General features: G+C 48.2%; 17 protein-coding genes. All 17 read left to right on the forward strand.

Annotated features, from left to right (window positions below; translation table 11 throughout):
• Window positions 1–4: 4 nt before the first annotated feature.
• The 17 genes from gpAD87_RS05825 (at window position 5) to gpAD87_RS05905 (ending at window position 20674) form a co-directional block, all read left to right on the forward strand.
• Window positions 5–1243, forward strand: a complete 1239-nt coding sequence (locus gpAD87_RS05825; protein ID WP_064636806.1) for a bifunctional 3,4-dihydroxy-2-butanone-4-phosphate synthase/GTP cyclohydrolase II — start codon at window positions 5–7, stop codon at window positions 1241–1243.
• 86 nt (window positions 1244–1329) lie between these two features.
• A complete protein-coding gene (gene ribH, locus gpAD87_RS05830) occupies window positions 1330–1797 on the forward strand; it encodes a 6,7-dimethyl-8-ribityllumazine synthase (RefSeq protein ID WP_063565743.1) in 468 nt (155 codons plus the stop codon).
• A 102-nt stretch (window positions 1798–1899) separates the two neighbouring features.
• Window positions 1900–2700, forward strand: a complete 801-nt coding sequence (locus gpAD87_RS05835; RefSeq protein ID WP_063565744.1) for a segregation and condensation protein A — start codon at window positions 1900–1902, stop codon at window positions 2698–2700.
• Window positions 2669–3331 (forward strand): SMC-Scp complex subunit ScpB, encoded by a 663-nt coding sequence (gene scpB, locus gpAD87_RS05840; protein WP_064636808.1) that lies wholly within the window; start codon window positions 2669–2671, stop codon window positions 3329–3331. Before gpAD87_RS05835 ends, scpB begins: the two co-directional genes overlap by 32 nt.
• A gap of 190 nt (window positions 3332–3521) precedes the next feature.
• Complete coding sequence (locus tag gpAD87_RS05845; protein ID WP_063565746.1) at window positions 3522–4253, forward strand: DUF2953 domain-containing protein; 732 nt, start codon at window positions 3522–3524, stop codon at window positions 4251–4253.
• Between the two features lie 283 nt (window positions 4254–4536).
• The gene (gene ytfJ, locus gpAD87_RS05850) at window positions 4537–5031 is read left to right on the forward strand and encodes a GerW family sporulation protein (RefSeq protein WP_063565747.1); all 495 of its coding nucleotides are present in this window, start codon (window positions 4537–4539) and stop codon (window positions 5029–5031) included.
• Window positions 5032–5165: 134 nt separating this feature from the next.
• Complete coding sequence (locus gpAD87_RS05855) at window positions 5166–6353, forward strand: D-alanyl-D-alanine carboxypeptidase family protein (RefSeq protein WP_064636813.1); 1188 nt, start codon at window positions 5166–5168, stop codon at window positions 6351–6353.
• Window positions 6354–6371: 18 nt separating this feature from the next.
• Window positions 6372–6998: a nucleoside recognition domain-containing protein gene (locus tag gpAD87_RS05860; RefSeq protein ID WP_064636815.1), complete on the forward strand. Its 627-nt coding sequence runs from the start codon at window positions 6372–6374 to the stop codon at window positions 6996–6998.
• A gap of 6 nt (window positions 6999–7004) precedes the next feature.
• Complete coding sequence (locus tag gpAD87_RS05865) at window positions 7005–7538, forward strand: spore maturation protein (protein WP_063568317.1); 534 nt, start codon at window positions 7005–7007, stop codon at window positions 7536–7538.
• A 64-nt stretch (window positions 7539–7602) separates the two neighbouring features.
• Window positions 7603–8421 carry a S1 family peptidase gene (locus gpAD87_RS05870; protein WP_064636817.1) on the forward strand — a complete coding sequence of 273 codons (819 nt, stop codon included), beginning with the start codon at window positions 7603–7605 and terminating at the stop codon, window positions 8419–8421.
• A 219-nt stretch (window positions 8422–8640) separates the two neighbouring features.
• Complete coding sequence (locus gpAD87_RS05875) at window positions 8641–9390, forward strand: pseudouridine synthase (protein ID WP_063568319.1); 750 nt, start codon at window positions 8641–8643, stop codon at window positions 9388–9390.
• Between the two features lie 131 nt (window positions 9391–9521).
• Window positions 9522–10049 (forward strand): redoxin domain-containing protein, encoded by a 528-nt coding sequence (locus tag gpAD87_RS05880; protein WP_064636819.1) that lies wholly within the window; start codon window positions 9522–9524, stop codon window positions 10047–10049.
• A gap of 14 nt (window positions 10050–10063) precedes the next feature.
• Window positions 10064–11737 (forward strand): cytochrome c biogenesis protein ResB, encoded by a 1674-nt coding sequence (resB, locus tag gpAD87_RS05885; protein ID WP_064636821.1) that lies wholly within the window; start codon window positions 10064–10066, stop codon window positions 11735–11737.
• Window positions 11734–12996 (forward strand): cytochrome c biogenesis protein CcsA, encoded by a 1263-nt coding sequence (gene ccsA, locus gpAD87_RS05890; RefSeq protein ID WP_064636822.1) that lies wholly within the window; start codon window positions 11734–11736, stop codon window positions 12994–12996. The genes resB and ccsA overlap by 4 nt, the downstream gene beginning before the upstream one ends.
• A 143-nt stretch (window positions 12997–13139) precedes the next feature.
• Window positions 13140–13856 (forward strand): response regulator transcription factor, encoded by a 717-nt coding sequence (locus gpAD87_RS05895; protein ID WP_017687664.1) that lies wholly within the window; start codon window positions 13140–13142, stop codon window positions 13854–13856.
• Window positions 13857–13911: 55 nt separating this feature from the next.
• The gene (locus gpAD87_RS05900) at window positions 13912–15309 is read left to right on the forward strand and encodes an ATP-binding protein (RefSeq protein ID WP_269453493.1); all 1398 of its coding nucleotides are present in this window, start codon (window positions 13912–13914) and stop codon (window positions 15307–15309) included.
• A gap of 196 nt (window positions 15310–15505) precedes the next feature.
• Complete coding sequence (locus gpAD87_RS05905; protein ID WP_064636823.1) at window positions 15506–20674, forward strand: BclA C-terminal domain-containing protein; 5169 nt, start codon at window positions 15506–15508, stop codon at window positions 20672–20674.
• Window positions 20675–20769 lie beyond the last annotated feature (95 nt).

The raw sequence follows: 20769 nt of genomic DNA on the forward strand, positions 1-20769 counted from the left end.
ACCTATGTCAGAGAAATCCATTCTGAATTCTATTGAGGAAGCCATCTACGATCTTATGCAGGGGAAACCTGTCATTGTGGTGGATGATGAGGATCGGGAGAATGAAGGCGACTTTATCGCTTTGGCGGAAAAGGCTACACCTGAAGTGATCAATTTCATGATTACTGAAGGTAGGGGTCTGGTGTGTGTTCCCATTACGCAGCAACGTGCCGATGAACTCAACCTAAAGCCTATGGTTCAGCAAAATACAGACTTTCATGGGACGGCTTTCACCGTCTCTGTAGATCATAAAGATACCACAACGGGCATCTCGGCTCATGAACGCTCCATTACAGTCAAGGGTCTAATTGATCCCGAAGCGAAAAGCGGAGATTTCCGCAAGCCGGGGCATATGTTCCCACTCATCGCCAAAGATGGCGGTGTGCTAAGACGCGCGGGACATACGGAAGCAGCTGTAGACCTCGCTATTATGTGCGGTTCTTATCCGGCAGGTGTAATCTGTGAAGTGATCAAGGAAGATGGCACGATGGCCAGACTTCCGGATCTGCAGGAGATTGCCCGCAAGCATGATCTGAAGCTGATCAGCATTCAGGACATGATTCGGTACCGGAATGAGAAGGAACAGTTGGTTAAACGCGAAGTAGCTGTACGTATGCCAACAGACTTTGGTGAATTCCAGGCGGTGGCATACACCAATGCGGTGGACAACAAGGAGCATGTCGCTTTGGTTAAAGGTGAAATTGACGGATCGAAGCCTGTATTGGTCCGCGTACACTCCGAATGTCTCACAGGGGATGTATTCCATTCTCATCGATGCGACTGTGGTCCACAATTCGATGCAGCATTGAAACAGATCCATGACGAAGGCAACGGCGTCCTGCTCTATATGAGACAGGAAGGACGAGGCATTGGACTGATCAACAAGCTCAAAGCCTACAAACTGCAAGAGGAAGGTCTGGACACCGTGGATGCCAATCTGAAGCTTGGGTTTGCTGCCGATCTTCGAGATTACGGCATTGGTGCCCAAATTCTCAAAGATCTAGGGGTTCGTCAAATTCGGTTGTTAACCAACAATCCACGCAAAATTAAAGGGCTTGAAGGGTACGGACTTGAAGTGGTGGAACGTGTTGCCATTCAGATGGAAGAGAACGAGGACAATACGGTTTACTTGCACACGAAGCAGGCGAAGCTCGGCCATATGCTAAAGTTCGACGATATCGAGCAGAATGAAGAAAAAAACTGAGTAGCTTTTCTGAGGTTAAACAGGGTGAACTAGTTTCCAAAGATCAGTTGCGTACATCATATAATACAATTAGGGAGATGACTTGAATGCCACACTTTTTTGAAGGACATTTGGTATCAGAAGGATTAAAATATGGAGTGGTTGTAGGACGTTTTAACGAGTTCATTACAAGCAAATTGCTCAGTGGAGCACTGGATGCGTTCAAACGTCACGGTGTACAAGATGATGAAGTGGATGTAGCCTGGGTTCCAGGAGCCTTTGAAATCCCGTTGATTGCCCAAAAAATGGCTGAAAGTGGCAAATATGATGCTGTCATTACGTTGGGGACGGTTATCCGTGGTTCAACAACACATTATGATTATGTGTGCAATGAGATGGCTAAGGGTGTAGCCGCAATTAACCTGAAAACAGGCGTACCTACAATCTTCGGCCTGGTTACAACAGAGAATATTGAACAAGCCATTGAGCGTGCTGGAACAAAGGCAGGAAACAAAGGCTGGGATTCAGCTACTGCCGCTATTGAAATGGCGAACTTGACGAAACAGCTAAAATAGTGCTTATTTAATATAGTGCCCTGCTCAGCGCAGACGAAAACGGGAGACCGGATTCGGCGGCTTAGCGGGGGTTTTTATTTTTCTGGCGGGAGGATTCGTCTAGTGACGGTAGTTACATACAAACTGGAGACTTTTGAAGGACCTTTGGATCTGCTGCTTCATCTGATCGATAAGGCAGAGATTCATATCCAGGATATTCCCATCAGCGATATTACCGATCAATATATGGCGTATCTGCATTCGATGCAGGAGCTGGAGCTGGATATTACGAGTGAATTTCTGGTAATGGCGGCAACACTTCTGTCGATCAAGAGCAAACTATTACTGCCCAAACCACCGGTAATCGAGGACTTTGAGGATTATGCATATATGGAAGATGAAGATTATGATCCACGTGCAGAACTGATTGCGCGTCTGATTGAATATCGCAAATACAAGGGAATTGCGCGTCACTTGCACGAACGGGAGTGGGAACGCAGCCTTATTTTCTCCAAAGAGCCCGAGGATTTGCGGCCGTATATGCCTGTAGAAGCACAATCGAATCCGGTCGAGGGTTTGCATACCTCGGATCTGATTGCGGCTTTCCAGAAGGCGCTGCGCAAGGCGGAGAAGCGGACAACCGTAACTCGGATCCATCGGGATGAAATCTCGGTTAAGGATCGTATTCGCGATGTCATCGGTGCGTTGGAAAGTATGGGACCGGGAGGCAGGCTGTTATTCTCCAAGTTGCTGGATAACCAAATTTATCGGCACGAGATTGTCGTAACTTTTCTGGCGGTGCTGGAACTGATGAAGATGAAGCAGATCGTCTGTTATCAGGAGCGGATGTTTGAGGATATCGTTATGGAGTGGAGAGGGGAAACAAAGAATCATGGATTTTCCGAAATTGAAATCGATTATTGAAGGCCTGCTGTTTTTGTCCGGAGAAGAAGGTCTGAGCATCAAACAAATCGCCGAAATCGTGGATCAGCGAACCGAACTGGTGTCGGATGCGATTGAGGAAATGATCGCTGAATTTGCCAAGCAGGGACGAGGCGTACAAATTCTTAAAATTGCAGGGGTAGTCCAACTGGGTACCTTGCCGGAACATGCGGCCTATTTTGAGAAATTGGCTTATTCACCTGCACGTACCTCTTTATCCCAGGCGGCGTTGGAGACGCTCGCTATTGTGGCGTACCGTCAGCCTATCACACGGGTAGAGATTGAGGAGATACGTGGGGTGAAATCCGAACGTGCCATTCATACACTTGTGAACAAGGATCTCATTCAGGAAGTGGGACGGGCTGAGGCCATTGGACGCCCAATTCTATATGGCACTACCAAGTCTTTCCTGGATTACTTTGGTTTGGCTTCGCTCAAAGATCTGCCGGAGCCAGGGTTGTTTGAAGATTCCGAGAACCTGGAGGAAGAAACACAGCTGCTTTTTGAAAAGTTGGATGTGCAGCATGTGGACCTGGACCTGGATAGTGCAAATCTCGAAGATGATGCAAATGCAAACGATATTAATAACGAAGATGATCCTTCGCACTCATAACTTTGCAGTCTGGATCGATCCAAAACCGGTTGCCCTTTCGGGGTGCCGGTTTTTTTGGCGTGGTATGTGGAATGGAGTGCAAGGTAGTCGTTCAAAGATTAAATGGAATTTTCAGGTCAGACGTGAATTTTTTCCTATATAGAGTGTCATACTAGACGAGAAAAGAATTGAGGGCTTGGAGGTAAGGCCTGTGTGGATTTGGCTTGGAGGAATCGGCTTGTTGATCGCACTGCTTCTTGTCGCAGTCCTCATCTCGTATGTTCATGTGCATTTTACATTCAGGAAACACAATCATGATGATTATGCCAAGATTACGGTTCGTCTGTTATATGGCATTGTGCGTATTAACTATGAAATTCCTAGTATTGTCTTTCGTAATATGAAGGAAGGTTTTCTGGTGAAGACGGAGCAGCGAATGAATCATTCGAGGGGAGAAGCCCAGAGCAGCGAGCGTGTTAACAAACGTAAAGTCAAAAAATGGGCTAAGGATGTAAAAATCATGCTCAGGGCAACGGAAGCATTAAAGCTCTGGATCAAGCAAACACTCACTCGTGTACATATGACTCATTTGTCCTGGTCCACTCGCATTGGCGTCGGCGACGCAGCATACACGGCTGTTCTCATCGGTTGGGTGTGGAGTATCAAGTCGATCATCATTGGATACCTCTCTTATCAAATCCGTTTTGAACAAACGCCAAAGTTACAAGTTGTGCCGGTGTGGGAAGACGAGATGGAGTTCCAAACCGAGCTGGATTGGAAACTAAAGATCCGGATTTCAGCAGTCATGATCGCAGGACTTACGCTCTTAACCCGAGTGCTTCAAGTAGAGGGAGGATGGCGGATGTGGTTCAAACTCTTACAAGAACAACGGCGCAGACGCAAGCTGAAGCTGAAGAAACAACACAGTAAATCGCAAATTTAAGTGTATGTACTGTCCCTGTGTTATACGCCTTTCATTTAAAATGATTGCGGGGTGGCGGGGGTGGAACTATGCGTCTTGGCTGGGTCTACTCGGTAGTTAAGAAGAAACCGAGTATGAGAAAATTTCCTATAGTTTGCTTGCAACTGCCGGATTTTATTTTGCCCAGTCAGCGGTTTGTAGTATTGAGGTTTAGTTAAATGGCTGGCTTACATAAGTCCCTTCAAGTTTGGGGATGATATGGTTAGATCAAACCTAGCTTAAATTGAAACTGGAGGGAATTTAAATGTCAGATCATCCAATTCAAGGCTTAATGGAAACCGCAATGGAAAATATCAAGGCCATGGTGGATGTCAATACAATCGTGGGCGATGCGGTCGAAACACCTGATGGTACCGTAATTTTGCCGATCAGTAAAGTGGGATTTGGATTCGCTGCGGGTGGCAGTGATTTTCATGTAAATGATGGAAACAGCAAAGGTGGAAGCGGCGGGAGCAGCGGAAGTAGTACCACTGAACATGCCAGCTCCGCATCGGTTGCCTCACCATTTGGAGGCGGAAGCGGGGGTGGCGTATCCATTCGTCCTATCGCGTTCCTGGTAGTTGGCAAACAGGGCGTACACATCGTGCCGCTTGACAACTCAACGCATCTGTTCGAGAAATTGATCGATTCCACACCGTATGTGATGGATAGAATCCAGGACATGTTCCGCAATCGTAATACAGCACAACCGGCAGAGTCCGGCATTCCTGTCACACCTGATCCTTCTACGTACAGCTAAATAATGATTCGGTTAAGATCCCTTCCGCAGCATGTGCGAGAGGGATTTTTGCTGTTTTCTAACACTGGGACATACTTCGGGTTGTCCAGACATAAGCTAGTACAAGATTCCAAGTGACCCGGAGGAATGAATCGATGCGAAAATTAATGAAATTTATGGCATGTATGCTTGTACCTTTGTTTCTGTTTCCCTCATTTGGGCTTGCTGAAGCCCAGGGAACTATCCCCGGCCCCTCAAACCATGCGCAAAGCGCTGCTCTCATTGATGTGACATCGGGCCGAATATTGTACAGCAAAGATGGGGATAAGGAACTGAGAATTGCCAGCTTGACCAAAATCATGACGGCAATTGTTGCGATTGAACACGGTAAACTGGATGACAAAGTAAAGGTAACTTCTTCGGCTTTTGCCAAAGAAGGGTCGTCCATCTATCTCAAGCTGGGTGAAGAAATGACGCTTGAAAACATGCTATATGGGCTGATGCTGCGATCAGGCAACGATGCGGCCTCAGCGATTGCTGAACATGTCGGTGGATCTGAAGAAGGCTTTGTCCTGTTAATGAACAAAAAGGCAGAGCAAATTGGTCTGACCCATTCCCATTTTATGAATCCCCATGGACTTGACGCAGACGGTCATTACTCCACCGCCAATGATCTTGCACGCTTAACTGCGTATGCGCTCAAGAATCAGGTGTTCAAACGTATTGTAGCTACGGAGAACAAGTCGGCTCCAAATCCGAATGAGAGCTGGGAGTACTCCTGGCAAAACAAAAATAAAATGCTGCGGTTGTACGAGGGGGCCGATGGCGTAAAGACCGGATATACCAAAAAGGCTTTCCGTTGTCTGGTCAGCTCTGCTACACGCAATGGGCAACAGCTTGCTGCGGTAACCCTGAACGATGGCGACGATTGGAATGACCATGCACGTATGCTGGATTTCGGTTTTGAAAACTTCCCTTTGGTGGAAATTGCAAAAAAAGAACAGCCTGTACAAAACACGGATGTGGTCACAGGTCGCGGGTTCACCTATCCTCTAGCGAAGAGTGAGACGTCCTCATTGACGAAAAAGCTGATTTTACTCGATAACCGGGCACAGGAGAGTACAGAGGGAGATTCAAAAACGACAGATCCTACTTTTGGACTGGCTGGCCGAATTGATATGCAGCTTGACGGGAAACTTGTGGGTTCAATTCCTGTGTATCGCAAAGGAAGTTATATTCCGCCAGAGCCGAAGACAGAGGATGCAACTCTGGGAGGGATCGGTGAAATTTCTACCTGGGCTTCCGCATGGCGCGCGGTATTAAGCCATTTGTTATCTCCATAATGAGGGGAGGGTTATCCTTTGATCAATTTAATCTGGCTTCTCATGATCGTAACCGGATTTGCTTTTGCAGCAGCACAAGGCAAAATTGAAGTTGTTACGCAGGCGGCTTTTGATGGAGCAGCAACCGGAGTAACGGTATGTTTTGGTCTGATCAGTGTGCTCGTGTTTTGGATGGGTATGATGAAAATGGCTGAGGATGCCGGGCTGCTGGGACGAATCGCGAAGCTGCTGGGTCCGGTTGTTGGCTTTTTGTTCCCGGATGTTCCGCGGAATCATCCAGCCATGGGCTACATTTTATCCAACATGAGTGCCAATCTGCTCGGCCTAGGCAACGCGGCAACCCCAATGGGGATCAAAGCCATGCAGCAACTGCAAGAGCTGAATCCGGATAAACAAAGTGCTTCCCCAGCCATGTGCACTTTGCTGGCTCTGAATACAGCGAGTATCACCATTATTCCGACAACCCTGATAGCCATTCGACTTAATTATCATTCCGCGAATGCCACGGAAATTGTAGGTACCACGCTAATGGCAACCATTATTGCGACATTTGCAGCCATCGTAGCCGATCGCTGGTACCGAAACAGGGCACTTCACAGGCCGCCGCGTGTACATAAAAGTGACAATCCCGGTATGAAAGGATGAGCAACGTTGTTAACCTTCATCAACTGGATTTCCGTCTGGGCCATTCCGGTTATCATCGCGTTTGTTCCATTATATGCGTTTACCAAAAAGGTCCCGGTCTACGAATCTTTTGTTGATGGGGCCAAAGATGGCTTCTCTACGGCAATTAGCATTATTCCCCATCTGGTAGGTATGATGGTAGCGATCAGTGTATTCCGTGCTTCCGGTGCATTGGATTATGTGATCAGCCTATTCGCACCACTTGTGTCCTGGATGGGGGTTCCGGGAGAAGTATTGCCGCTCGGTATTTTGCGTCCTTTGACCGGGACAGGCTCGCTTGCCTTTACGACAGACCTGATCAAAACCTATGGACCTGACTCTATGATTGGTCGCATGGCTTCCACGATTCAAGGCAGTACGGATACAACACTATATGTATTGACTGTTTATTTTGGAGCGGTAGGTATACGCAATGGTCGCTATGCGCTCAAAGTTGGGTTGTTTTCCGATCTGGTTGGATTCATTGCTGCCTTGGTTATTTGTTTAATTGTATTTGGTTAAAAATATGCCCTCTCCTTCCGATATACGAATTATGCTAGAATGATAGCGGAGGAGAGTGAGAACCATGCAAAAGAGTTGGAAAAGGATGCTCCGCTTTGGGATGTCAGGTATGCTTGCCATTGCGTTGCTTGCAGGACAGACGGGGTTGGCTGCGGCTCAAGCCGTTAATACGATTCATTTTACGGGTTACTTCGATAAACAACTACGTGCTCAGTTGGCCGTTACAGCGGATTCTTTTCCAGTTGTGAACGTACGTCTGGTCAAGCAGGATGAACCCGATTCAGTATATTATGATGTAGGTACATCCATACTGATCTCCAAGGATGAGGTGCTAACCAACTATCATGTCGTTCAGGATTATGCTGAACTGTCTGATGGGGATGAAGGCACACTTACTGTAGCAAGCCCAGGTCATCTGGACAAGCCGGTTAAAGCCAAAATCATCAAAACAGATCCGGTGACAGATATGGCATTGCTGAAGCTGGACAAAGAAATCGACGCACAACCGGTGACGTTTGCAAATGCGAAAGATAATCAAATTGTCTATACCATCGGATTTCCTAAAAATTCTGCCGGGGAACTTGTGCTGTTGGACGAAGATTTCCCTTCAACTTATAATACAATCGCTAAGAGCCGAGTATTTAATTCACAAGATTCAGATGTTCCAGGCAAGAAGGGTATTGGCAGTATCGTAAAATCAGTGGCACAAGGCAATTCAGGTGGCCCTGTTCTGGATCAGAACAATCGGGTTATTGGCATGATGACCTTTGTATACGGAGGACGTACTTATTATATTACTTCCAAAACGTTGCAATCCTTCATTAAAGAAAGTGCAACCCCTGCAAAAAAACAGGTCGTTGTTGCTGGTAAAGTAGCCAATTAAACTTATTCATGTTGCAGTGGTTACATATGGTTGAATTGAAAGGCTCACCTTAACGCTCCTGTCACATACAGGCAGTAAAAGGGTGAGCTTTTTGGTCTAAATACATAGCTAAATGCAGCTCTAAAGGTGTTTACAACCCCTATGTTAACAAATTCGATGGATTATCCTTGTGATTTCCGGCCTTGATGGGTATCATTAGTGTGAGGTGACATGACAAACATGGAAAGATTACAAAAAATTATCGCACAGGCAGGCATTGCATCCCGCCGCAAGAGCGAGGAACTGATCCTGTCCGGCAAAGTAGAAGTTAACGGGGAGGTCGTAACCGAACTGGGTACGAAAGCGAACCCCGAAGAGGATATGATTACGGTTAATGGTAAACCGATCCGCAGTGAAAAGAAAGTGTACATGATGTTGAACAAACCGAAGGGTGTTATCACAAGTGCTTCAGACCCTGAAGGTCGGAAAATTGTATCCGACTATCTTAAAGGTGTCAAGGAACGGGTATACCCAGTGGGTCGTCTGGATTATGACACAGAAGGATTGCTCATTCTGACCAATGATGGCGAGTTTGCGCATTTGTTGACGCATCCGAAGCATCACGTACCCAAAACGTATCATGCAACCGTTAAAGGTGTTCCACATGGTTCGGCTCTGGAGAAATTAAAGACAGGCATTATGCTGGACGACGGTATGACAGCTCCGGCAGAGATTGAGTACAAAGATGTGGATACCGCAGCAAATGAATCTGTTATCTCTATTACGATTTACGAAGGGCGTAACCGTCAGGTTAGACGTATGTTCGAAGCGATTAACCATCCGGTAACACGTCTGAAACGGATTTCGTTTGGTGGTATTTTGCTTCAAAACCTGAAACGGGGACTCACACGCAATCTAACCAAAGAAGAAGTCAACAACCTGATTACGCTCGCAAAATCAGAACCCGCCAAAAAAATGAAAAAAAGGTAATGTGAGGACACATAATTTTCATAAAAGCGCCGCAGTTTTGTGACGAAATTCGCTATAATTGTTCATAGGATGTTCACAGTTGTCCAAGACCGTTATATGCGATTGCTAGTCACTTAAAAGGGGAGCAGCACATGGGGAAATCAAGAAGAGCGGTGCAAATCGTCATTTTGTTATTGATCCTGGTGTTGGGCGGATATGCGATTACTACATCGGTATCCGGCTCGAATGGCAAGCCAAAAGAAGGAGACAAAGCTCCTTCTTTTGAACTGCTGGGCCTGGATGGACAAGTTCATACGTCTGGGGAATACAAAGGCAAAGCCATGGTAATCAACTTCTGGGGAACATGGTGTGAGCCTTGTGTCAAAGAGATGCCTGCGCTACAAGCGCAAGCGGACAAATGGAAGGACCAGGGTGTGCAATTTGTTGGTATCAATGTTGGGGAAGACCAGATGACCGTGGAAAATTTTGTTCGACAGGTGGGCGTTACGTTTCCGATTATGCTCGACCGTGACAAAAACTCGATCCGGGATTTTGGCATTTCGCCGATGCCAACGACATTTTTTATCTCCGACACGGGTAAAATCTCCACCATTCATATCGGTCAACTTGATTTGGACACACTTGACGCTCAAATTTCACAACTGGCGAAACAGCCCTGACAGGAGGTCTAGTCGTGTTCCAAAATACGAAATGTGAGTGCGGACACCAGAATCCGGTGGGCACTGTGCTGTGTGAAGCTTGTGGCAAACCGCTGCTGGAGGCCGAGGTCAAATCGGATGAAGTATTGGAAATGCGTTATGATGGCATGGCGCGTCGTTCGCAGCGTATAAATCCCAAAATCATTGACCGCATATGGAACTTTTTCTCATCGGTCAAAATTGCTGTTTACATGATTGTGTTTACACTTGTAGGTTCCATGCTGGGCACAATCTATCCACAAGAAAGTACATTTCTAAATATTGATCCATCCGTATATTACAAGGACACATACGGTCAGTTGGGTCATATCTATTATCTGCTGGGTCTGTCCCATACATACGAATCCTGGTGGTTTATTTTGTTACTGGTGCTGATCGGTGCCTCACTGGTCATATGCAGTCTTGACCGGGTACTTCCACTATACAAAGCGCTGAATAAACAGAAAATACGCAAACACATGCAGTTTCTTACACGCCAGCGACTGGTGTACCAAGGTTCCATAGCTGAGGCATCAGAAGACTGGATTAAGAAAGCGGTTACGCCGCTTAAAAAGAAAGGTTATCGCGTGCATACCGAGGGTACTGCATTGCTGGCTGAGAAACATCGATTCAGTCGCTGGGGGCCATATGTTATCCATATCGGATTGATTATCTTCCTGCTCGCAGTACTTGCTCGAGGACTTCCCGGGCTGAATCTGGATGAGCATGTTGCTTTTCCCCAAGGGGAAATCAAAAAAATACCGAATACCTCCATGTATTTGAAGAATGAACAGTTTAATGTTGAATTTTACAATGAAGGTGAGGTTCCAGAACAGTTCCGTAATTTGAACAAAACCGTTCCAAAACTATTTGAAACCAAAGTGGTATTGTACGAATGTACGGCAGATTGCTCGGATCCTTCGAAAAAACCTCAATTGACCGAGGTGGACCGACATGATGTTCGAGTGAACCATCCATTGAATTACCACGGATTAAAAGCATATCAATTTGATTATGATCTGACACCAACGATTCGTTCGGTAACGCCTGATTTGGTCAATGCCCAGACGGGTGAGAAGTATGGAGCAATCCAAATTGCTATGGTGGATACGCAGCGAACGTTTGAAGCTGGACCCTATAGTCTGAGTGTTAAAGAAAAATATATGGATTTTGGGCTGGATGAAAATGGAGAACCCAAATCAAAATCCCCTTCACCGAATGCGCCTGCCTTTCTATTTAACATCAAGGGACCCCATTTACCTGAAGCGGGAATGCAGTATTTGTATTTTGCGAAGCAGATAGATAAACAACGTTTTCAACAGGACGCAATTAACAAACAGTTGAATGGAGGAGAAATTCCTTTGCAGCTAGAGGTTGATAGCATGGATAAGGTGGACATCATTCAATCCGTGAGTTACCTCAATATCCGTATTGATAAGGCCATGCCTTTTGTATGGGTTGGTGCAGGAATCGTTATGTTGGGTCTGGTTATGGGCTTTTACTGGCACCACCGACGTATTTGGATTCGTATTGATGATGGACAGCTCACCCTAGGCGGCCATACGAATAAAAACTGGTTTGGATTTAGGCGTGAGATTGCAGCTGTGTTAAAACATATGAATGTGGAAGTGGATGAGAAGTCGTTGGATAACGGGGGGAACCAAACATGAGTTTATTGGATTTCAGCAGCGACGCATTTATCGTATCTTTTTTTCTATATTGTGCTGCATTTATGTTATATGGCGTTGCCGTCATGGGAAAGAAATGGAGTAATCGTGACCCGCAAGCTCATGTAGAACGATGGGGGAAACGAGCCTTTATTGCATCAACTGTTGCACTAGCTGCACATCTCATCTTCTTTGGTACACGTTGGGCTGGAGCAGGCCATATACCAGTAAGTAATATGTATGAGTTTATGAGTTTTCTTTCCATGATGATTATGGTGGCATTTATTGTAGTTTACGCCATATATCGCAAATCGTTGCTGGGACTGTTTGCATTGCCACTAACCATCATTATTATGGCATATGCAGCCGTATTTCCTCAGGAAGTACAGCCGCTGATCCCTGCTTTACAATCGATATGGCTCAAGATCCACGTGACGTTGGCAGCTCTTGGCGAGGCATTCTTCGCCGTAGGCTTTGCGGCGGGATTCATGTACTTGTTACGCACAGTCGATTTCAGTGGCAAGGATAAGTCATCCAGACGCCAGCGCGGGTGGGTTGAGTTTACATTAATCACTATCGTCGTTGTCGTTGGGTTTATCGGGTCGGTATTTGCTTTCCGTGCATCCGGATATGAGGCGGTTTTTGTTCAGAAAATCGCTAGCATTGACACAGAGGTACAGGGAAATAGTACAATAGAGAAAGTGATTTATCGCATGCCTCCTATTTTTGCGCCTTATAATAGCGAAGTGGAGAGCATAAAACCGTTTCTTGGCATGAAGGAACCATTGCTTGAGACACCTTCCTGGATGAACGGAGTTAATGCTGGACGTAAACTGAATACGGTAGTCTGGTCTTTGATTGTAGGGTTGATCTTATATGGACTTATTCGTTTAATTGTAAGAAGACCGCTTGGACAAGCTCTGCAACCGATGCTGGATGGCATTGATGCCGATGATCTCGATGAGATTAGTTATCGGGCAATTGCTATCGGATTTCCTATATTTACATTGGGAGCATTAATTTTCGCTATGATCTGGGCCCAGATTGCCTGGAGCCGCTTCTGGGGATGGGACCCCAAAGAGGTGTGGGCTTTGATAACATGGTTATATTATAGTGTGTACCTGCATTTGCGTTTGTCCAGAGGCTGGCAGGGCCGCAAGTCTGCATGGCTTGCAGTACTTGGGTTTTTGGTCGTTATGTTTACGCTCGTTGGTGTGAATTTGATCATTGCCGGGTTGCATTCTTACGCAGGGGCAGACTAGGATAGGTAGTTTCGTAAAGTTCCCGAGAGAAATCCATGAAACACATACGTGAGCCCCTACGTCCAATGGGGCATTCAAATATTGTTCGCCAGATCGAACATAATAGAAGTGATGAGGAGTTATTGCAAAGGGGCTGGAGTGGAATGGCTGAACATGAGAACCGTATACTCGTCGTGGATGACGAGGAAAGAATCCGACGGCTTTTGAAAATGTATCTCGAAAAAGAAGGTTATGAAATCGATGAAGCAGAGGATGGGGAAACTGCGTTGCGAAAAGCAACTGCAGGTGACTATGGTCTGATTTTGCTTGATGTGATGTTGCCGGGCATGGACGGCGTTGAAGTATGTACCCGTTTGCGTCAGGTAAAATCAACTCCGGTTTTGATGCTTACTGCAAAAGGCGAAGAAATTAACCGCGTTCAGGGCTTTGAAGTTGGAGCAGATGACTATGTCGTTAAACCGTTCAGTCCACGTGAAGTGATTTACCGGGTGAAGGCGATTCTGCGTCGTTCTTCTGCGACAGCGTATCTGTCCAAGGAGAGTAATTCAAGCAACAATATCGTATTTCCTCATTTGGTCATCGAACATGATGCTCACCGCGTGACCGCAGGTGGGGAAGAGATCAGTCTAACACCGAAAGAATATGAACTGTTGCATTATCTCGCGACATCTCCAGATAAAGTTTTCTCCAGAGAAGAGCTGCTGAAGGATGTATGGAACTATGAATTCTTTGGTGATCTTCGTACTGTTGATACGCATGTGAAGCGTCTTCGCGAGAAGTTAAACAAGGTTTCGCCAGAATCAGCGGCGATGATTACGACGGTGTGGGGTGTGGGTTATAAACTGGAAGTACCGAAGTAGTTTTAGTTTCTGGAGATCGCTTGTCGGGAAGTTATGGATTACGATTATTTGCCTTGTGGGCTGTGTACTCATAGCATTGGGTCTTTTTTTGCTGCCGTATATTGATACGAATTTTGCGGAGTCTGAGTCGAGAGATATCAAACGTTTGTTCACGTATGTTTGTATTATCGGTTTCAGCTTGACGACCTTTTTTGCGCTGTTTCTTTTCACGAAAATTACGCAGCCGATGCAGCAGTTAATTCAGGCAGCCAATGCGATTCGGAAAGGAAATTACGGTACGCGTCTCTCCCTTGTAACGAGCGATGAGATTGGAGAATTAGGTAATACATTTAACCATATGGCTGCACAGCTGGAAGATAACATTCGCAACCTTAACCATGAAAAAGAACATCTGGCGAGCGTGCTCCGAAGCATGACTGATGCCGTAGTGACATTCGATGGTGAGGGGAAAGTTATTTTGACAAATCCCCCTGGAGAGAAAATCATGCAGGCTTGGTGTGATTTGGACTGGGCACAAATGGGCGAGGGACAGGATTCGGAGAATGCTGTGAGTTCTTCACGAGAGGTGCCGGAACCACTCGTTCCTTTGTTCAAAATGGTGATGGAGCAAGGCGGCGATCAGAACTCTAATGTGCATGTGCAGCAGGGTGTCTGGTCTGTTCAGATGGCGCCTTTATACGCAGATAGTGTCGTACGGGGTGCTGTTGCTGTGCTTCGTGACGTAACGGAGGAAGTACGATTGGAGAAGATGCGCCGTGATTTTGTCGCCAACGTATCTCATGAAATACGTACTCCGCTATCCATGATGCAAGGGTATAGTGAAGCTCTTTTGGATGGAATGGCGGCTTCTCCAGAAGAAAGTGAAGAATTAATTCAAGTGATTCATGATGAGTCTTTACGTATGGGCAGGTTGGTTAAAGATCTGCTTGATCTTGCGCGAATGGAAGCGGGTCATACGGATATGGCCGTGAAGGAAGTGGATCTGGTTGAACTATTGGAGCGAGTATATAGAAAGTTCTCGGTACGTTCCAAAGAACAGGATATCCATCTTCGGTTTGAGTGCAAGCAGTCTTCCATTGAACTTCACCAGGCTGATGAGGATCGGCTTGAACAGGTATTTACAAATTTGCTGGATAATGCGTTTCGGCATACTCCCTCAGGCAAAAATGTTGTCATATCGGCAGAGCTGTTAACGGATATCCGGACACCTGTAGCTAAAGTGACTGTAAAAGATGAGGGCGTAGGCATTCCGTCTTCTGATTTGCCATTCATCTTTGAACGATTCTACAAAGCAGATAAGGCTCGCGTTCGGGGTGAAAGTGTCGGTACAGGACTGGGACTCGCAATTGTGAAAAATATTGTGGATGCCCATCACGGTACCATTATCGTTAATAGTGTACTTGGCGAAGGTACAGAGTTTATTTTACAATTTCCTGTGGATTCTTCGAAATAGCCTGATTTCATACAAAAAGTGCGAAAGCATCCTCATGCTGAGGGTGCTTTTTTGTTGAACAGTACCGTTTAATCTTGTTCAACGTGGAACAGTATGTTCACTCTTTTTTGCATCAAAAAATGTGTCCAAGATAATTTTGCCTCTTATGAAACATAAGCTTGAAAAGCGAAGAAATAAAAGGAGGAGTGGATTAGGCATGTCTGATGAAAGAAAAAGGGTGAATATTAAAGCTTTCTTAGAAGGAAGATCATTTCGAGCGGGATCACCGTTTATTCCAATAACATCGAGTGAAGTGGAGCAGTTTGAGTCCATTTTGAAAGTACTGGCAGTGACTATTCCTGCAGCTGTCAGTCAGCCTACAGCGTCTAATATTCTCGCATTGCAAAACAGTTTACGGAGTTTGCTCACCTTTGTTAATACCTCTGGTTTTCGAGCTGGGGTGAAAGCTGAGTTACAATCCGTTCTGGAACTAACTATAGCAGGTTCTGAAGTTGTACCTGTAGCCGTTATCAATTTGGCTGGCAACTTGCAAAATTTGCTTGATGATTTATTAAGTGTAACGTTGCTTCTGGAAGTTCCGCCTGCGGAAAAAGATAAATTGGTCGGTTTGATTCGATCTATATCCGTATCATTGAGTCGCGCTACCAGTTCATTTGGAACATCGGGAACTCCAGGTCCTCCAGGTCCTCCAGGTCCCCCGGGAGTTCCAGGGGTTCCGGGTGTTCCCGGAGTGCCAGGTCCAGCCGGGCCAGGAGGCTCAGTTGGACCAGTAGGACCAGTAGGTCCGGTAGGTCCTCTAGGGCCCCAAGGCGTACCAGGTCCGCAGGGGCTTCCGGGGGTTGGACTGAATGATATTTCCGTTTTTGATCCCGCTCAGGCACCTGGCTATGTGCAAGGTCAAGTTGTTTCGTATAACGGCAGTCTTTATGTTGTTAACGTGAATGGTCCCACCGGAGTACCGGGAAGTTCTCCAGACTACACGTTGTTTTTGTCAGGCGGAACGACTGGAGCAACAGGGGCAGGCTTAACAGGCTCTATTCCATTCGATCCGGCGCTCGCACCAGGTTATCCGGCAGGACAAATTGTAACATTTGGCGGTAGTACCTATATTACTAATGTGGCATCGCCAACGGGAACACCGGGTAGTTCACCGGATTATACTTTGCTGGCATCGGCCGGAGCTACTGGGGCCACTGGGGCAACAGGAGTGGGACTCGGTGGTTCTGTTCCGTTTGATCCCGCAGTAGCACCTACGTATCCAGCGGGTCAGGTCGTAACATTTGACGGCAGCACTTATATTACAAATGTGGCATCGCCAACGGGAACTCCCGGTACTTCACCGGACTATACACTCTTGGCAGGTGCAGGACCTACTGGGGCTACGGGAGCCACAGGAGTAGGTTTAAGTGGAATATTACCGTTTGATCCAGCGGTAGCACCAACCTATCCAGCGGGTCAAATAGTGACATTTGACGGTAGTACCTATATTACTAATGTAGCTTCACCAACTGGAACCCCAGGTACATCACCAGACTACACATTGCTTGCTGGCGCAGGAGCCACCGGTGCAACCGGAGCAACTGGCGTGGGCTTGAATGGAGCAGTTCCGTTTGACCCAGCAGTGGCACCAACATACCCGGCCGGTCAAGTCGTAACTTTCGATGGAAGCACCTATATTACAAATGTGGCATCGCCAACGGGAACGCCGGGAACATCACCGGATTATACGTTGATTGCAGGCGCAGGACCAACAGGGCCTACGGGTGTAACGGGAGCGACTGGAGTAGGTTTGAGTGGGATTGTACCGTTTGATCCGGTGGTAGCGCCAACGTATCCGGTAGGACAGGTGGTTACATTTGACGGCAGTACGTACATTGCCAATGTCGCGTCGCCAAGGGGAACGCCGGGAACTTCACCAGACTACACCTTGCTTGCAGGTGCAGGTGCTACAGGTGCAACCGGAGCAACAGGCGTGGGCTTGAATGGAGCAGTTCCATTTGACCCAGCAGTAGCACCAACGTATCCGGCGGGTCAAGTCGTGACATTTAACGGCAGTACGTACATTACAAATGTGGCATCGCCAACGGGAACGCCAGGTACATCCCCTGACTATACATTGATTGCAGGCGCAGGCCCTACAGGGCCAACGGGTGTAACAGGAGCAACTGGAGTAGGTTTGAGTGGGATTGTACCGTTCGATCCGGCGGTAGCACCAACGTATCCAGCCGGTCAAGTGGTGACGTTTGACGGCAGTACGTATATTGCGAATGTCGCATCACCAACGGGAACACCAGGCACATCCCCGGATTATACGTTGTTGGCTGGCGCGGGAGCCACGGGTGCTACAGGGGCAACGGGAGTTGGTGTAACGGGCGCAACAGGAGATACCGGTGCAACGGGAGCCACAGGTGCAGGCCTGACGGGCGTCGTCCCATTCGACCCAGCGGTAGCACCAACGTATCCAGCGGGTCAAGTCGTTACGTTTGATGGCAGCACGTATATTGCAAATGTGGCATCACCAACAGGTACCCCAGGAACATCCCCGGATTACACGTTGTTGGCTGGTGCAGGAGCCACGGGTGCAACAGGGGCAACCGGAGTTGGTCTAACCGGCGCAACCGGAGATACCGGTACAACGGGAGCCACGGGTGCAGGTTTGACTGGCGTTGTTCCATTCGACCCAGCAGTAGCGCCAACGTATCCAGCGGGTCAAGTGGTGACGTTTGATGGCAGCACGTATATTGCAAATGTGGCATCACCAACAGGCACTCCAGGAACGTCTCCGGATTACACATTGTTGGCTGGCGCGGGAGCCACGGGTGCGACAGGGGCAACCGGAGTTGGTGTAACGGGCGCAACGGGAGATACCGGTGTAACGGGAGCTACAGGCGCAGGCTTGACGGGCGTTGTTCCATTCGATCCAGCAGTAGCGCCAACATACCCAGCGGGTCAAGTGGTGACGTTTGATGGCAGCACGTATATTGCAAATGTGGCATCGCCAACAGGCACCCCAGGCACGTCCCCGGATTACACGTTGTTGGCTGGCGCTGGAGCCACGGGTGCGACAGGGGCAACCGGAGTCGGTGTAACTGGAAGTACCGGAGATACCGGTGCAACAGGAGCCACAGGTGCAGGCCTGACTGGCGTCGTCCCATTCGATCCAGCAGTAGCGCCAACGTATCCAGCCGGTCAGGTGGTGACGTTTGACGGCAGTACGTATATTGCAAATGTGGCATCGCCAACAGGAACACCAGGAACGTCCCCGGATTATACGTTGTTGGCTGGCGCGGGAGCCACGGGTGCGACAGGGGCAACCGGAGTTGGTATAACTGGAAGTAACGGAGCCACCGGAGACACAGGAGTTACCGGCGTCACTGGCGATACAGGAGCTGCGGGTGTAACAGGAGCCACGGGTGTCAGTATAACGGGAAGTACTGGAGCGACAGGCGATACGGGTGTAACGGGTGTCACTGGCGTTACCGGCGATACAGGAGCAGCGGGTGTAACTGGAGCCACGGGTGTCAGTGTAACGGGAAGTACCGGAGCCACGGGTGATACGGGTGTAACCGGAGCTACCGGCGTTACCGGCGATACAGGAGCAGCGGGTGTAACTGGAGCCACGGGTGTCAGTGTAACGGGAAGTACCGGAGCGACAGGTGATACGGGTGTAACGGGAGTCACTGGGGTTACCGGCGTCACCGGTGCCACGGGTGTTAGTGTCACTGGAGCAACAGGGGCCACCGGAATAACGGGAGTCACTGGAGCAACAGGAATAACTGGGGCCACCGGGGTTACGGGATTAACGGGTGCCACAGGAGTCGGTCTCACTGGAGTAACGGGTGCAACAGGAATCGGAGTCACTGGTGCAACAGGGGCCACCGGAGTAACGGGAGTCACTGGAGCAACAGGAATAACTGGGGCCACCGGGGTTACGGGATTAACGGGTGCAACCGGAGTGGGTGTCACTGGAGCAACGGGAGCCACCGGAATAACGGGAGTCACTGGAGCAACGGGAATAACTGGAAGCACCGGGGTTACAGGAATAACAGGTGCCACAGGAGTCGGTCTCACTGGAGTAACGGGTGCAACAGGAATCGGAGTCACTGGTGCAACAGGGGCCACCGGAGTAACGGGAGTCACTGGAGCAACAGGAATAACTGGGGCCACCGGGGTTACGGGATTAACAGGTGCAACCGGAGTGGGTGTCACTGGAGCAACGGGAGCCACCGGAATAACGGGAGCAACGGGAATAACTGGAAGCACTGGAGTCACTGGAGCAACAGGGGCCACCGGAGTAACGGGAGTCACTGGAGCAACAGGAATAACTGGGGCCACCGGGGTTACGGGATTAACGGGTGCAACCGGAGTGGGTGTCACTGGAGCAACGGGAGCCACCGGAATAACGGGAGTCACTGGAGCAACGGGAATAACTGGAAGCACCGGGGTTACAGGAATAACAGGTGCCACAGGAGTCGGTCTCACTGGAGTAACGGGTGCAACAGGAATCGGAGTCACTGGTGCAACAGGGGCCACCGGAGTAACGGGAGTCACTGGAGCAACAGGAATAACTGGGGCCACCGGGGTTACGGGATTAACAGGTGCAACCGGAGTCGGTGTCACTGGATCAACAGGAGCTACCGGAATAACGGGTGCAACGGGCGTTGCAATTGGAATCACCGGAGCCACAGGTGTGACGGGAATTACAGGGACTACGGGAGCAAGCGGAACAACTGGGGTTACCGGGGCAACAGGGGTTAGTGTAACCGGAGGCACGGGCGCAACTGGAGTTACTGGAGCTACCGGAGCAACAGGAGCCAGTGTAACTGGAAGCACAGGATCGACAGGAGTTACTGGAGCTACTGGAGCAACGGGTGCCACTGGAGTGAGCGTCACAGGAGCAACAGGCGTGACAGGAGTCACCGGGGGTACAGGTGCAACGGGTGCAACCGGAGCCACAGGAACTTCTGTAACATCTAACTCGGCTTACGGTGAGAACACAAGTGGAACCATCGTTGTTATTTTGGGTGGAACACTAATTCCACTGCCAAATAACCAAAATATTGGCACTGGCATAACCATTAATGGAACGAATGACACCTTCACTCTTGCCAATGCAGGGCGTTACTATATCTCTTACAAAATAAATCTTACAGCTGCACTTGCTATTCAATCCCGTATTTTACTTAACGGAACAGCAATTCCGGCGAGTGTAGTTTCACCATTACTTTCCCTCAGTCAGTTGCAGTCTGACTTTATTGTGACGGTAACTGCTGGATCAACAATCCAGTTCCAATTATTTGGGCTTGTTGGTACAGCTGTCCTCTCTCCACCAGGCGCTACATTAAACATTATTCAATTAGCTTAATGCATGAATTACGCTAGTCAAAAGGAATTTTGAGTTTATAAAAAGAGACGAACCTGATAAAGGTTCGCCTCTTTTTGTCTTATAATTGATTAGTC

This window comes from Paenibacillus sp. AD87, assembly GCF_001659845.1.
Taxonomy (GTDB): Bacteria; Bacillota; Bacilli; order Paenibacillales; family Paenibacillaceae; genus Paenibacillus; species Paenibacillus marchantiae.

What these genes read in the sequence shown, in the direction of transcription:
- gpAD87_RS05825 (WP_064636806.1), top strand. Translation starts at nt 5, where the DNA reads ATGTCAGAGAAATCCATTCTGAATTCTATTGAGGAAGCCATCTACGAT.
- ribH (WP_063565743.1), top strand. Translation starts at nt 1,330, where the DNA reads ATGCCACACTTTTTTGAAGGACATTTGGTATCAGAAGGATTAAAATAT.
- scpB (WP_064636808.1), top strand. Translation starts at nt 2,669, where the DNA reads ATGGATTTTCCGAAATTGAAATCGATTATTGAAGGCCTGCTGTTTTTG.
- ytfJ (WP_063565747.1), top strand. Translation starts at nt 4,537, where the DNA reads ATGTCAGATCATCCAATTCAAGGCTTAATGGAAACCGCAATGGAAAAT.
- gpAD87_RS05855 (WP_064636813.1), top strand. Translation starts at nt 5,166, where the DNA reads ATGCGAAAATTAATGAAATTTATGGCATGTATGCTTGTACCTTTGTTT.
- gpAD87_RS05870 (WP_064636817.1), top strand. Translation starts at nt 7,603, where the DNA reads ATGCAAAAGAGTTGGAAAAGGATGCTCCGCTTTGGGATGTCAGGTATG.
- gpAD87_RS05875 (WP_063568319.1), top strand. Translation starts at nt 8,641, where the DNA reads ATGGAAAGATTACAAAAAATTATCGCACAGGCAGGCATTGCATCCCGC.
- gpAD87_RS05880 (WP_064636819.1), top strand. Translation starts at nt 9,522, where the DNA reads ATGGGGAAATCAAGAAGAGCGGTGCAAATCGTCATTTTGTTATTGATC.
- ccsA (WP_064636822.1), top strand. Translation starts at nt 11,734, where the DNA reads ATGAGTTTATTGGATTTCAGCAGCGACGCATTTATCGTATCTTTTTTT.
- gpAD87_RS05895 (WP_017687664.1), top strand. Translation starts at nt 13,140, where the DNA reads ATGGCTGAACATGAGAACCGTATACTCGTCGTGGATGACGAGGAAAGA.
- gpAD87_RS05905 (WP_064636823.1), top strand. Translation starts at nt 15,506, where the DNA reads ATGTCTGATGAAAGAAAAAGGGTGAATATTAAAGCTTTCTTAGAAGGA.